Source organism: Actinomadura sp. WMMB 499, from assembly GCF_008824145.1.
In the GTDB taxonomy this organism is placed as follows: Bacteria; Actinomycetota; Actinomycetes; order Streptosporangiales; family Streptosporangiaceae; genus Spirillospora.
In genome coordinates this window covers 4,164,077-4,177,945 of the sequence record NZ_CP044407.1, presented here as the reverse complement: position 1 = coordinate 4,177,945, position 13,869 = coordinate 4,164,077, and the positions used below count along the sequence as shown (strand labels likewise).

General features: G+C 74.1%; 10 protein-coding genes and 1 pseudogene. 5 read left to right on the top strand and 6 right to left on the bottom strand.

Translation table 11 applies throughout. From position 1 onward, the window contains the following. Positions 1–63: 63 nt before the first annotated feature. From F7P10_RS45450 to F7P10_RS18325, 6 genes and pseudogenes are all read right to left on the bottom strand, one after another. Positions 64–180 (bottom strand): annotated as a pseudogene (locus tag F7P10_RS45450) (ROK family protein); the annotation flags it as partial. Next, the gene (locus F7P10_RS18345; RefSeq protein ID WP_151010453.1) at positions 177–1,142 is read right to left on the bottom strand and encodes a dihydrodipicolinate synthase family protein; all 966 of its coding nucleotides are present in this window, start codon (positions 1,140–1,142) and stop codon (positions 177–179) included. The pseudogene F7P10_RS45450 and the gene F7P10_RS18345, both read right to left, overlap by 4 nt. Next, positions 1,139–2,155 carry an ABC transporter ATP-binding protein gene (locus F7P10_RS18340; protein ID WP_218040563.1) on the bottom strand — a complete coding sequence of 339 codons (1,017 nt, stop codon included), beginning with the start codon at positions 2,153–2,155 and terminating at the stop codon, positions 1,139–1,141. The genes F7P10_RS18345 and F7P10_RS18340 overlap by 4 nt, the downstream gene beginning before the upstream one ends. After that, positions 2,152–4,131, bottom strand: a complete 1,980-nt coding sequence (locus F7P10_RS18335) for a dipeptide/oligopeptide/nickel ABC transporter permease/ATP-binding protein (RefSeq protein WP_151010452.1) — start codon at positions 4,129–4,131, stop codon at positions 2,152–2,154. The genes F7P10_RS18340 and F7P10_RS18335 overlap by 4 nt, the downstream gene beginning before the upstream one ends. Continuing rightward, a complete protein-coding gene (locus tag F7P10_RS18330; protein WP_151010451.1) occupies positions 4,128–5,087 on the bottom strand; it encodes an ABC transporter permease in 960 nt (319 codons plus the stop codon). The genes F7P10_RS18335 and F7P10_RS18330 overlap by 4 nt, the downstream gene beginning before the upstream one ends. Positions 5,088–5,158: 71 nt before the next feature. Further along, positions 5,159–6,745 (bottom strand): ABC transporter substrate-binding protein, encoded by a 1,587-nt coding sequence (locus F7P10_RS18325; RefSeq protein ID WP_254716686.1) that lies wholly within the window; start codon positions 6,743–6,745, stop codon positions 5,159–5,161. A gap of 166 nt (positions 6,746–6,911) precedes the next feature. On the opposite strand from F7P10_RS18325, the gene F7P10_RS18320 reads away from it, so the two are divergent. The 5 genes from F7P10_RS18320 (at position 6,912) to F7P10_RS18300 (ending at position 13,827) form a co-directional block, all read left to right on the top strand. Next, the gene (locus F7P10_RS18320; RefSeq protein WP_151010449.1) at positions 6,912–7,643 is read left to right on the top strand and encodes a FadR/GntR family transcriptional regulator; all 732 of its coding nucleotides are present in this window, start codon (positions 6,912–6,914) and stop codon (positions 7,641–7,643) included. A 117-nt stretch (positions 7,644–7,760) separates the two neighbouring features. Beyond that, complete coding sequence (locus tag F7P10_RS18315) at positions 7,761–9,452, top strand: exo-alpha-sialidase (RefSeq protein ID WP_151010448.1); 1,692 nt, start codon at positions 7,761–7,763, stop codon at positions 9,450–9,452. A 180-nt stretch (positions 9,453–9,632) separates the two neighbouring features. Then, a complete protein-coding gene (locus F7P10_RS44435) occupies positions 9,633–10,424 on the top strand; it encodes a serine/threonine-protein kinase (RefSeq protein WP_151010447.1) in 792 nt (263 codons plus the stop codon). Next, a complete protein-coding gene (locus F7P10_RS18305) occupies positions 10,307–11,704 on the top strand; it encodes a PQQ-binding-like beta-propeller repeat protein (protein ID WP_302851476.1) in 1,398 nt (465 codons plus the stop codon). Before F7P10_RS44435 ends, F7P10_RS18305 begins: the two co-directional genes overlap by 118 nt. Further along, positions 11,701–13,827 (top strand): serine/threonine-protein kinase, encoded by a 2,127-nt coding sequence (locus tag F7P10_RS18300; RefSeq protein WP_151010445.1) that lies wholly within the window; start codon positions 11,701–11,703, stop codon positions 13,825–13,827. Before F7P10_RS18305 ends, F7P10_RS18300 begins: the two co-directional genes overlap by 4 nt. The last annotated feature ends 42 nt before the right edge of the window (positions 13,828–13,869 follow it).

Genomic DNA, 13,869 nt, shown 5'->3' with positions numbered 1-13,869 from the left:
GTCGCGGGCCCGGTCGGCGAGATCGTCCAGCAGGCGGGCGGCGGCGGCGAGGACGGGCCGCCCACCGCCCTCGGGAGTGGGGACGCGGGCGCGGTGCAGGACCGTTCCCTCCGCGTCGGTCAGCGCGGCGGCGATCTTCGTGCCGCCGATGTCGAGCGCGGCGTACCGGGCGCCGGTCACAGCAGTCCGGCGGCGGCGAGCCGGTCGCGCACCCGCCCGGTCTCCGCCGTGTCCAGCTGCACCTGCGGCGGTGCGGTGACCGGGTGGTCGATGACGCCGAGCAGGTGCAGCGCGGCCTTGAACGCGCCGAGCGCGGACGAGCCGCGCCCCATCCGGCCGGCCGCGCCCGCGTTGACGATGTCGAACAGGCGCAGCAGCCGCTCCTGCTCGGCGCGGGCCTCGGCCCAGCGGCCGCCGGTGCAGTGCCGGTACAGGCGCACGTACCCGGCGGGGTCGACGTTGCCGAGGCCGGGGACGACGCCGTGCACGCCCATGGCGACGGCCGTGTCGACGGTCAGTTCCGAGCCGGTCAGCACGCTGAAGCCGTCGATGCCGGCGTCCCGCCGGTCGAGCAGCAGGGTGCGCAGGGCGCCGTCGTCGCCGCTGGAGTCCTTCACGCCCGCGAGGACGCCCTCGGCGGCGAGCCGCAGCAGCATCGCGCCGTCCAGCTTGGCGTGCACCGAGACCGGCAGGTCGTAGGCGTAGACGGGGACGGGCACGGCGGCGGCGACGCGGCGCAGGTGGTCCTCGATCTCCGCCGGGTGGGTGCGGGTGTAGAACGGCGCGGTGACGACCACGCCGGACGCGCCGGCCTCGGCGGCGGCGCGGGCGTGCTCGACCACCCGGGGGGTGGTCATGTCGATGGCGCCGGCGAGCACCGGCAGCCTCCCGCCCGCGCGCTTCACGACCGTCTCCACGACGGTCCGCCGGTGCCCGTCCGGCAGGAACGCCACCTCGCTCGTGGAGCCCAGCACGAAGAGCCCGTCCACGCCCGCGCCGGTGAGGTGGTCGGTGAGCCGCTCCAGGGACGGGACGTCGACGTCCAGGCCGGGGGTCAGCGGCGTGCAGACGGGCGGCACCACGCCGCCGAGCCGGGCGCCGCCGGGCGCGGGGGTGGGGGCGGGAGCGGGAGCGGTGGTCACGGGTTCTCCTGGGGGACGGTCGCGGCGGCGGGGCCGGACGGGTCGGTGACGGGATGCAGGCACCGGTACCGGTGCAGGGGGTCGGTCGCGGCGGTGAAGTCCGGCATGGCGGCGGCGCACGCGTCGCTCGCGCTCCGGCACCGGGTGCGGAACGGGCAGCCGGTGGGCGGGTGGACGGCCGACGGGACGGGCCCGTCGAGCCGGATCGGCTCCATCGGGTCGAGCAGGCTCGGGGTCGCCGACAGCAGCGCCCGCGTGTACGGGTGGCGGGTGCCGCCGGCGGCGATAGTCGCGGCGGGGGCGTCCTCGACGATGCGGCCGAGGTACATCGTCACGATGCGGTCGGACATGCGGCGGACCGTCTGGATGTCGTGCGACACGAACACCATCGACAGGCCGAGCCGGTCCCTGAGGTCGAGCAGCAGGTTGAGGATCTGCGCCCGGACGGACACGTCGAGCGCCGAGGTGGGCTCGTCGGCGACGAGCAGGGACGGTTCGAGCATCAGCGCGCGGGCGATCGCGACGCGCTGCCGCTGCCCGCCGGACAGCTGCGCGGGCAGCGCGGCGGCGGCCGACGGCGGCAGCCCGACCAGCGACATCAGCTCGCGGACGCGCTCGTCCCGTTCGGCGGGCGCGCCGCGCCGGTGCACGTCGAGCGGGTCGCGCAGGATGGTGCGGACGGGCAGGCGCCGGTTGAGGGCGGTGGCGGGGTCCTGGAAGACCATGCCGACCGACGCCCCGATCCGGGCGGCGCGCTCGGCGCGCTTGAGCCCGCCCACGTCGTCCCCCTCGAACAGGACGGTCCCGGACGTGGGCGGCAGCAGGCCGACGAGGACCTTCGCGAGCGTCGACTTGCCGCATCCGGACTCGCCGACGATCCCGACCGTCTCGCCGGGCGCGACGGCGAGGTCCGCGCCGGTCAGCGCGTGCACGACGTCCCGCCGGAAGGGGGAGCCGCCGCGGGCGGGCAGCCGCACGTGCACGTCGCGCAGCTCCATCACGGGGGTGGTCATCGCTGCTCTCCCGTCTCCACCGGGACCTGCCCGGACGGTTCGGTGCCGGCCGGGTGGTGGCAGGCGAAGGCGTGCCCGGCGGGGGTTCCGGACGGCTCGGGCCGCCGGGCGCACGCGTCCGTGGCGGCCGCGCACCGGTCGGCGAACCGGCAGCCCGCGGGGAAGCCCGACGGCGACGGCACGACGCCGGGGATCTGCACGGGGCGCGAGTCCGTCGTCTCCAGCGACAGGACGGCGCCCAGCAGGCCGCGCGCGTAGTGGTGCCGGGGCGCCGCCACGACCCGCGACGTCACGCCGGCCTCGGCGACCTGCCCCCCGTACATGACGACGACGCGGTCGGTGACGTCGGCGACGAGCGCGAGGTCGTGCGAGACGAGGATCAGCGCGAAGCCGAGTTCGGCGCGCAGCCGCAGCAGCAGCCGCATGACCTCGGCCTGGACGGTGACGTCGAGCGCGGTGGTCGGCTCGTCGGCGACGACCAGCCGCGGGTCGCGCGACAGCGCCATCGCGATCAGCACCCGCTGCCGCTGCCCGCCGGACAGCTCGTGCGGGTAGCTGCGCAGCGTCCGGCCGGGGTCGAGCCCGACGAGGGCCAGCAGCTCCTCGGGGGTGCGGGTGCCGCCGCGGCGGGTGAGCTGGCGGAGCTGGGCGCGGATCGTCATCGCCGGGTTCAGTGACGACAGCGCGTCCTGGTAGATCATCGCCATGTCGTGGCCGAGCAGCCCGCGCCGCTCGCGGGCGGGCATGGTGCGCAGGTCGCGGCCGTCGAACAGGAGCCGCCCGCCGAGCCGCGCGGCGCGCGGCTCCAGGCCCATGACCGCCAGGGCGGTGAGGCTCTTGCCGCAGCCGCTCTCCCCGACGAGCCCGACGACCTCGCCGGGACGCACGTCCAGCGACACCCCGTCGACGACCCGCACGTCGCCGTAGCGGTCGGGGAAGGCGATGGTGAGGTCCTCGACGCGCAGCAGCGGCTCGCCCTCGGGGAGGGGCCGGGCCCGCGCCGCGAGCCGCAGTCCCGCCTCGTGCAGGCCCTCGTGCAGGCCCTCGTCCAGCGCGCGCGCCGGTCCGTCCGAGGACGGCTCGGCCTTGCGGACGTCCACGGACTTGCCCGGTTCGGCGTCCGCGTCCTCGCCGGAGCGGCCGGCCGGTGCGGCCCAGGCGTCCGACATCCCCTCCGACAGGATGTTCAGGACCAGCACCGTGACCAGGATGAACAGGCCGGGGAAGAACGTCGCCCACCAGCCGCCGGACAGCACCAGCGTCTTGCCGTAGGCGATGACGCTGCCCCAGGACGGGTCGGGGTCCTGCACGCCCGCGCCGAGGAAGGACAGGCTCGCCTCGAACACGATCGCGTTCGCCACGATGATCGTGACGAAGACCAGGACGGGCGCCGCGCAGTTGATCACGACGTGGCGGGTCAGGATGTGCGCGCGGCCCGCGCCGATGACCTTCTCGGCGGCGACGTAGTCCTCGCCGTACTGCGACATCACGTTGGCCCGGACGACGCGGGCGACCTGCGGGACGTACAGGAACGCGATGGTGCAGACCAGCACCGGCAGGCTCTTGCCGAACACGGTGACGATCACCGCGGCGAGCGCGACGGCGGGGAACGCCATGACCACGTCCAGGCAGCGCATGACCAGCTCGTCGACGGCGCGGTGCGACGTCGCGGCGAGCGCGCCGAGCAGCGCCCCGGCGAGCAGCGCCAGCAGGCCCGCGCCGAGCCCGATGGCCAGGGACCACCGCGCCCCGTAGAGCACGCGGGCGAAGACGTCCCGGCCGACCCGGTCGGTGCCGAACCAGTGCTCGGCGGACGGGGCCTGGCCGGCGGCGCCGGTGCTCAGCGGGTCGTGCGCGGTGATCAGCGGTGCGGCCGCCGCCGCCACCGCGACCAGCAGCAGCACCGCCAGCGCCACCCGGGACGCCGGCCGCAGCCGGCGCAGCGCGCCGGCCGCCGAGTGCAGCGGACCGCTCATCGCGCCGCTCCCTTCAACCGCGGATTCGCGAACAGGTACAGGACGTCCACCAGCAGGTTGACCAGCAGGAAGCTCACCGCCACGCACAGCACCACGCCCTGCACGAGGGCCAGGTCACCGGCCGTGACGGCCTGCATGATCAGCGTGCCGAGGCCGGGCAGCCCGAAGATCGCCTCGATCACGACCGTCCCGCTGAGCAGGTAGCCGATCTGCAGGCCGAGCACGGTCATCGGGGTGATCAGCGCGTTGCGCAGCACGTTGCGCCCGACGACGACCGACCGCGGCAGCCCGCCGCCGATCGCCGTCCGGACGTAGTCGCGGTCGAGTTCCTCGACCATCGCGGTGCGCACGACGCGGGCGAGCTGCGAGCCGACCGGCAGCGCGACCGCGACCGCGGGCAGCGCGAGGCTGCGCAGCCACTCGCCCACCGAGTCCGCCGGGTTGACGTACCCGCCGGTGGGGAACCAGCCGAGCCGCAGCGCGAACTGCTGGATCAGCAGGATGCCGAGCCAGAACGACGGCATCGCGACGCCCGCCATGGACAGCGCGCGGATGACCTGGTCGGGCCACCGGTCCCGGAACAGCGCGGCGGTGACGCCCAGGGCGAGCGCGACCAGCACGCCGAGGACCACCGACAGCACCGCGAGCTGGAGCGTGAGCGGGAACGCGGTCGAGACCGCCTCGGTCACCGGGCGGCTGGGCGCGGCGGTGACGCCCAGGTCGCCGCGCACCAGGTCGCCGAGGAACCGGGCGTACCGGACGGGCAGCGGGTCGTTCAGTCCGAGTTCCGCCGCGTACGCGGCGCGGGCCTCGGGCGTCGAGCCCTCGCCGAGGGCGTTGTACGCGGGGTCGCTGGGGGAGAACCTCAGGACGACGAAGACGAGCAGCGTGACCCCCAGCACCATCGGTACCAGGAGCAGCAGCCGGCCCAGCGCCATCCGCAGGATGGTGGCCATGGATCGATGTCCGTTTCGTGTGCGGTCGGGCGGTCAGCCGTCGGCCGGTCAGCCGTCGGCCGGCCGGGCGGTCACGCGCGGCCGACGTCGAGGAGCGACAGCCCGGTGGTCGCGAGCGGGCGGAAGCCGCCGAGCGCGTCGCCGTTCCAGGCGGTCGGCAGCTTGCGGTGGAAGATCGGGTAGAGCGCGGCCTGCTCGGCGACGATGTCGATCGCCTCGCCCCACATCCGCTTGCGGGCGGCCTCGTCGGTCTCGCGGGCCGCGTCGTCCAGGAGCCGCACGACCCGCTTCGCCTCGGCGGTGCCCGAGTTGTAGCTGCGCGTCTCCGGCCAGGTCCCGACGTAGAACCAGCGCATCAGCAGGTCGACGTCGTTGCCGAACACCGACGGGTCGCCGGGCGCGGCCATCACCTGGTACTTCCCGTTGTCGACCTTGTTCGCGTACTGGCCGCCGGACTGGCCGACGTTCAGCGTCGTCCGCACCCCGATCGCGTCCCAGCTCTGCTTGATCAGCGGCACGCAGTCCTTGACGAAGTCGGTGTCGGTGGTGACCAGCTCGACCTCCAGGCCGCTCACCCCCGCCTCCCGCAGCAGCGTCTTCGCCTTCGCCGGGTCGTGGCCGTAGACCGTCGACGCCTTGACGTAGTCGGGGTGGCTCTCGTGCAGGAAGCTGGTCGCGGCGGCGGCGTTGCCGAGCAGCGCCGTCCGGATCAGCTCGTCGGTGTCGATCGCGTACTGCAGCGCCTGCCGGACGCGGACGTCGTCGAACGGCTCGGCCTTGCAGTTGAACATCAGGAACAGCAGCCCGAAGCTCTGCACGGACCGGACGTCCATGCTCTTCGACAGTTCCTCCACGTTCAGGTACGGGACGGCCTCGATCGCCTGCACGCGCTCGGACTGCAGGGCGGTGACGCGCGCGGACGGGTCGGTGATCAGCAGCCACGACATCGTCGGGACCCGCGCCGGGCGCGGCCCGTTGTAGGCGCCGAACTTCTCGAACTTCAGCCCGCTCCCCGCGTTCGCGGCCGTCAGCCTGAACGGCCCCGACCCGGTGGGCAGCGCGTCGAACTTCTTCCGATCCGCCTCGACGATCTTCTTCGGGACGATCCGGACGATCGACAGCCGCTCGGCGAACAGCGCGAACGCGTACTTGAGCTTGAACTCGACGGTCTGCCCGTCGACCTTCGTCACGCCGTCGATGAACGGGAGGAACTGGGCGAACAGCGACTCGTTGTCCGGTTCCAGGACCCGCTCGAAGCTGAAGACGACGTCGTCCGCCGTGACCTTCGACCCGTCGTGGAAGGTCGCGCCGTCGCGCAGCGTCACCCGGTACGTGGTGGCGTCGACCTTCTCGGGGGCGGCCTTCGCGAGCGCGTTGAACGGCTCGCGGGTGACCGGGTCGAGGTCGACCAGCGGCTCCAGGACGTGCAGGTTCGCGGCGGTGGCGACCGCGCTGGAGGAGGTCATCGGGTCGAAGCCGCCGGACAGCGCGTAGGAGAGCGCGACCTGGATGCCGGTCCCGCCGCCGGAGCCGCCGGTCGAGGACGGGCCGCTGCACGCCGACAGGCTCGCCGTGATCGCGGCGGCGGCGCCGAGCAGTCCGGTGTAGCGGAGGAAGTCGCGGCGGTCGAGGCCGGCGCCGCGCGGGAGATCGGTCACGTCGACTCCAGGGGGATCGGGAGGGGCGGGAGGGAGGATGTAGGACATCCAACATCACTCGTCGGTGTACCGTAGGCGGCGGCACCGGCCCGGTCAAGTGCTCGGCCGCCGGTGGCACCCGGGGACGAACCCGGGCGCATCGGACGCGAAGGGGGAACGGGACGCGATGACCGTCGGCCGTACGCGCGGACGCGCCACGAGCAGCCGCAACAGCCGCACCGAGGAGGTGCAGCAGCGGGTCAAGCAGCTCATCCTCGAGCGCGGTCTCGCGGTCGGCGACCCGATGCCCACCGAGTTCGAGCTCGTCGAGGAGCTCGACGTCAGCCGCAACTCGCTCCGCGAGGCACTCAAGGCGCTCCAGGCCGTCGGCATCGTCGAGATCCGGCACGGCTTCGGCATGTACGTCGGCAGCATGTCGCTCGGCGCCCTCGTCGACGAGCTGACCTTCCACGCCCGCATCTCCAAGCGGCAGGGCCGCGACGACCTAGCGCACCTGGTCGATATCCGGGAGATCCTCGAGCGCGGCCTGATCGACCAGGTCATCGACCGCGGCCTGAACTCCGGCACGTCCGAACTCGACGAGGTCATGCGCCGGATGGAGGCCGAGGCGTCCGCCGGCCAGGTCACCCCCGAGACCGACCGGCTGTTCCACGAGCTGCTCTACCGGCCGCTCGCGAACCCCATCGTCAACCAGCTCCTCGGCGCCTTCTGGGACGTCTACCGCACCCTCCAGCACGACCTCGCCCCGGTCGTCCAGGAGGCGGACGACGTCGCCCAGCGGCACCGCGACATCTACGACGCGCTGCGCGCCGGCGACCGGACGGCGGCCGCCGCCGCGATGGCCGCGCACTTCCGCGGCATCCGCGACCGCCTCGAATCGGGCGCCACCGGGAACTGACGGCTCCCCGGCCACCGGGCCGGGGGCGGGCGCCGCGCCGAGGGTTGACGCGGACGCCGTCCCCGCCTAACTTCACCCCGCGAGAGGACATCCCATGTCCCATATCGGAGGTTAGACATGCCCCCGCGCCCCCGAGCCGCGGCGGTCACCGCCGCCGCCGTCACCGCGCTCGCCCTCCTCGTCCCGCCCGCCCGCGCCGCCACCGGCCAGTCCGCCACCGTCACCCAGGACTGCACGTCGGGCCGCATCCAAGAAACGGTCGTCAACGACACGGCGTCCGCCACGACCTTCACCCTCACCTGGCCCGGCCAGGGAACCTGGACGGCCCGCGTCGCCCCCGGCGACCGCGCCCACTTCCACTTCACCAAGCCGTCCGGCACCGCCTACACGTTCCGCACGACGACCCCGCAGGGCTTCGACCAGACCGACTCGGGCGTCCTCGACTGCTCGAACGCGCTGAGCGTCCGCGCCGCCATGGACTGCGCCGCCCCGCACCGCCTCCGCCTGATCCTCGACAACCGCTCGGAGACCGCGAAGCGGTTCACCGTCGCGTGGCCCGGCCGCGCCGGTTCCCCCTGGACGGTCGACGTCCCCGCCCGTTCCGGCGATGACGGCCTCTACTGGACGGTCCCCGACGGAACCCCGTACACGTTCGAGGTGTCGTCAGGCTCCTGGTCCCGCACCATCTCGGGCACCTCGGGCTGCGGCGTCCAGCCGGGCGAACCGGGCATGAACTCCCAGACCGTCCTCACCACCTCGACCGTCATCGAGGGCCTCGGCAAGCCCGCGAAGTCGGTCCGCATCCCCGGCCTCGCCGTCGCCGCCGACGGGACGATCGTCGCCGTGATGGACGCCCGCGTCGACGGCAGTTACGACCTCGGCGGCGGCACGAACAACATCCAGATCGCGATGACCCGCAGCACCGACGGCGGCGCGACCTGGACCACCCCGGAGATCATCGCGAAGCCGGCGACGACCTCGCAGGGCTACGGCGACCCGAGCCTCCTCGTCGACCGCACCACCGGCAAGATCTTCTGCTTCTTCACGTACGCCCCGAAGCCGGGCGTCGGCTTCTGGGGGTCCGAGCCCGGCGACACGTCCGAGACGTCCACCACCAACACCCACATCACCTACATCTCCTCGACCGACGGCGGCGCCTCCTGGAGCGCCCCGGTCGACCTGAACCCGCACGTCCGCAAGCCCGACTGGGCGGGCATGTTCGCCTCCTCCGGCCACGGCGTCCAGCTCGACTCCGGCCGCCTCGTCCAGCCGATCGTCTACATGGACTCCGGCGGCGCCACCCACGCCGCGAACATCTACTCCGACGACCACGGCGCCACCTGGCACAACGGCACCGCCGCCGCCTCCGGCGTCAACGAGAGCAAGCTGATCCAGCGCGCCACCGGCCGCGTCGCGCAGAACATGCGCCACAACGCGGGCGGCGACCGCTGGTACGCGATGGCCGACGACGTCACCGCCCCCTTCGGCACCGCCTGGAAGAGCGGCCTCATCGACCCCGGCAACAACGGCGACGAGATCTCCCACCTCCTCCCGCGCTCCGGCGCCCCCGCCCTCACCGACGTCGCCCTGCACAGCAACACCGCCGACACGTCCCGCACCGACCTGACCGTCCGCCTCAGCCGCGACGACGGCGCGAGCTGGCCGCACCACGCCCTCCTCAAGCCCGGCGCGTCCGGCTACTCCACCCTGGCCGTCCTCCCCGACGGCTCCGTCGCCGCCCTCCACGAGATCGGCGCCACCGGCGGCATCGTCTTCACCCGTTTCACGATCCCCTGGCTCGAGAACTGACCCGCCGCCCCGGGAGGCCCGGCCCGGACGTCCGTCCGGCCGGGCCTCCCCCTGCGCGGGGCAACGCGGCACCGGCCCAAGGGCAGTGCCTTCTCGGCGGTCGAGCGACCGCACCCCGCACCGGGGCCCGCGATCCCTTGATTGAATAGATGTACGTGTTCATTTGCCGTGGAGGTGGGCGTGCGGCCACTGCAGGCAGGGGACCCCGCGCGGGTCGGCCGGTACCAGGTCCTCGCCCGGCTCGGCGCGGGCGGGATGGGGGTCGTCTACCTCGCCCGGTCGCCGGGCGCACGACTGGCGGCGCTGAAGCTCGTCCGGCGGGAGTTCGCCGACGACGCGGGCTTCCGGGAGCGGTTCCGCCGCGAGATCGCCGCCGCGAGCACGGTGAGCGGGGTGTACACGGCCCCGGTGCTGGACTCCGACGCCGACGCGCCCCAACCCTGGTACGCCGCCGCCTACGTCCCCGCGCCCGCGCTGAACGAGGCCATCGGGAGCGTCGGCCCGCTGCCCGAGCCCGCCGTCCGGGCGCTGGGCGCGGGGCTGGCGGAAGCGCTGCGGGCGATCCACGCGGCCGGCCTCGTCCACCGCGATCTCAAGCCCGGCAACATCCTGCTGGCCGAGGACGGCCCCAGGATCATCGACTTCGGGATCGCCAAGGCCACCGACGCCACGCGGATCACCCGCACCGGCGCCATGATCGGCACCCTGGCCTACATGGCCCCGAGCAGATCGCCGAGAGCAGGGACGCCGGACCCGCGGCGGACGTGTTCTCGCTGGCGGGCGTGCTGGTCTACGCGGCCACCGGCGCCCGGCCGTTCGGCGAGCGCGACCCCGCCACGGTGCTCTACGAGGTCATGTACGAGGAACCGTGCCTCGACGGCGTGCCCGCGTCACTGCGCGAAGTACTCGCCGCCTGCCTGGCCAAGGAGCCCGCCGGACGCCCCCCGCTGGACTCCGTCCTCGCAGCACTGACCCCCGCCGACCTCCATGTGCTGACCACGCCCGCGCTGCGCCGGGAGATCGCGGCCAGGGAGGCCGAGGCGACCAGGGTGGCGACGGAGCCGGTCACGCTGCCCCCGACACCGAGGGTCGACGACACGGAGGCGGGCAAGGTCGGGCGGCGCCGGATCCTGGGAATCGCCGCCGTCGCCGTCGCCGGCATCGGCGCGGGGACGGCGGGCTGGGCGTCGACCCGCGGGACCTCCACGCCCGCCAAGCCCGCGCCCCGCGCGTCCGCCCCCGCCACGGCGCCCCCGCCCGCGTGGACGTTCACCCCGCCCCGGCCCATGAGCGGGACGTCGATCGTGCTGGTGGCCGGCGATGTCGTGCTGTGGGGCGGAGGAGAGGACATGTACGGGGTGGACGCCCGCTCGGGGCGGCGGCTGTGGACGCAGGAGAAGGCCAACGCCGCGTACTCGGGCAACCTCGCCCGCGGATCGTCGTTCGTCGTCGTCGGCGGCGTGGTCGGCGACTTCGAGGATCAGAGGATCATGTCGATCGACGCCCGGACCGGCAGGACCACGAACCTTCCCAGGCCGCGCGCCGTCTCCGCCTCGTCCGTCCTCGGCGTGGTCGGCGACACGGTCATCGTGGCTTCGCCGAGGAACGTCTGGGCGCTGGACCTGGCGACCGGCGAGATCCGGTGGCACCTCTCCGACCACCGGTGGCTCTCCGGAGCCGTCGACCGGACCGGCCTCTACCTCAGCACCGACCCGTCCCTCGCCGCGCTCGACCCCGCCACGGGCCGGGAGCGCTGGGTCCGCACCTGGCCCGCGAGCGGCGACCGGGACGGGGCGAGCCTGGACATCGCGGTCGCCGGCGGGCGCGTGTTCGGCAACTTCGGTGACACCCTCCAGGCGGTCGACACCGCCACCGGGAGGCCCGTGTGGTCGCGCGACACCGACACGCAGTTCGACACCGTCGTCCCCGCCGGTGGCGACGTGATCTTCAAGGACGAGGTTCTGCGGGTCTACGACCAGGCGACCGGCGCCCCCCGGTGGACGCTGGCCGGTCCGGAACCGTTCCACGGCGACCCGGGACACCTCGCGGCGGACGGCGGCCTCGTCGCGGCCGCCTTCAGCGACCCGGCGGGCCCGTCCAGGGGCATCCTCGTCGCCGGGACCGACGGCCGGGCACTGTGGACGCACCGGGCGCCGACGGGCTCGCAGAGCGGCTGGCACGTCGCGGTGTCCGGTTCGTCGGTCTTCGCGGCCGACGACGAGCGGCTCTACCGCTTCGAGGCGCGGCGATGACGGCGCTGGAGCCCGGCGACCCCGAACGCATCGGGCGGTACCGCCTGCTGCGGCGCCTGGGCGAGGGCGGCATGGGGGTGGTCTACCTGGGCGCGTCCCCGGCGGGACGGGCGGTGGCCATCAAGGTCGTGCGGCCCGAACTCGCCGCGGACCCGGACTTCCGCGCCAGGTTCCGGGGCGAGGTCGAGGCCGCCCGGAAGGTCGGCGGCGCGTTCACCGGCCCGGTCGTCGAGGCCGAACCGGGCGGCACCGTCCCGTGGCTGGCCATCGCGTACGTCAACGGCCTCAGCCTGCGGGAGACGATCGACCGGTACGGGCCCATGCCCGAGCCGCTGCTGCGCACCCTCGGCGCCGGACTGGGCGAGGCCCTGGTCGCGATCCACGAGGCGGGCCTGCTGCACCGCGACCTCAAACCGGACAACATCCTGCTCGCCAAGGACGGCCCCAAGGTCATCGACTTCGGCATCAGCAAGGCCGCCGACACCGCCACGCTCACCGCGGAGGGCCAGTTCATCGGCTCCCCCGGCTACATGTCCCCCGAGCAGATCCGCGGGAAGCGCCTCACACCGGCCGCCGACGTGTTCGCCTACGGCGCCGTGCTGGCCTTCGCCGCCACCGGCCGCCCGCCGTTCGGCAAGGGCGCGGTCCCCGCGATCGTCCACCGGACCCTGCACGAGGAACCCGACCTGCGCGGCGTCCCGGCGTCCCTGGCCCGGCTGGTGGCCTCCTGCCTCAGCCGCGACCCCGACCGGCGCCCGCCCGCGGAGTTGCTGCCGTCCCTGCTGGCCGCCGAGCCGGCCGCGCCCGGCTGGCTCCCCGGTGACATGGGCGAGGAGCTGCGGCAACTGGAGGACACGCTCGTCCTGGATCTGCGGACGTTCGCCAGGGCCCGCACCCGGCGACGGCTGCTGATCGGCGGGGCCGCCGCCGCCGGACTCGCCGCCATCGGCGGCGGAACCGCCGCCGCACTGGCCGCGACCCAGAACGAGACGGGACACCGGCTCTCCCCGCCGAAGCCGCTGTGGCGGACCGAGATCGAAGACGAGGACGACCTCTCCCTCGTGGTCCGCTCCCGATCGCTGATCGCGATCGCCCACAGGGTCTTCGAGCACGAGCTCCGCGGCTACTCGCTGGCCACCGGACGGCAGATCTGGTCCGAAGAAGGCCGCCTCGCCGCCGGACCGGCGCTCGTCTACACGACGGCCGGTTCCGGCGGCACGGTCGTCGCCAGGGACGAGTCCCGGACGGTCAAGTGGACCTACGACCCACCGGAGGAACACGAGTACCCCGAGTTCGCGGGCCCGGCCAACGGGCTGCTGGCCCTCAGCGGTGATCGGACGATCACCGGCCTGGACCCCGCCACCGGCCGCCGGCTGTGGACCCACGAGGGGCCGCGGGCGTCGCACCCCGTCCTCTTCGACATCCGGGGCCGCACCCTCCTCGGCCGTCAAGAGGAGGAGGGCGAGCACCGGCACCTCGCGCTCGACACCACGACGGGCGCCGTCCGGTGGTCCATGCCCCTCGGGACGTCGCTCGTGCTGCCGCGCGGTGGCCTGATCTTCACCAGCCCCTCTCGCACCACTCTCGACGCGCTGTCGCTGGACACCGGCCGGAAGCTCTGGAGCGCCGACCTCCCCGACGCCGCGCGGGACCCCGACGACGGCACGCTCTCGATCAACGTGACGGTGGCCGGCGGACTCGTCTACATGAACGGCCCGACCATCTACGCCCTGGACGCGTCCACCGGCCGGCAGCGATGGACCCACACACCGGCCTCACCCGACGGCCGAACCCGGAACCTCCTGGTCGACGGCGGATACGCCTACGTCCTGGAGGGCCCGCGACTCGTCGCCCTCAATGCCCGCACCGGCAAGCGTCTCTGGTCCGCCGACACCCCGGTGTCCGACACCGCCCCGCTGGTCGCCGCCGGCGGTCTGATCTGCACCGGCGTGGCGGGCACAGCGGGCTCGGGACTCTACGGCTGGGACGCCGGGACAGGGCGGCTCGTCTGGAACCACCCGGTAACGACCCCCGTCTCCACCGAGCAGTGGACGTTCGACAGCGACGGCACCACCCTCGCCGCCGCACACGGCACCACCCTCCTCGCCTTCCACCTCGGCTGACCCTACGACGCCCCGGAGTCCTCCCGGTGTCCGGTGTCCGGC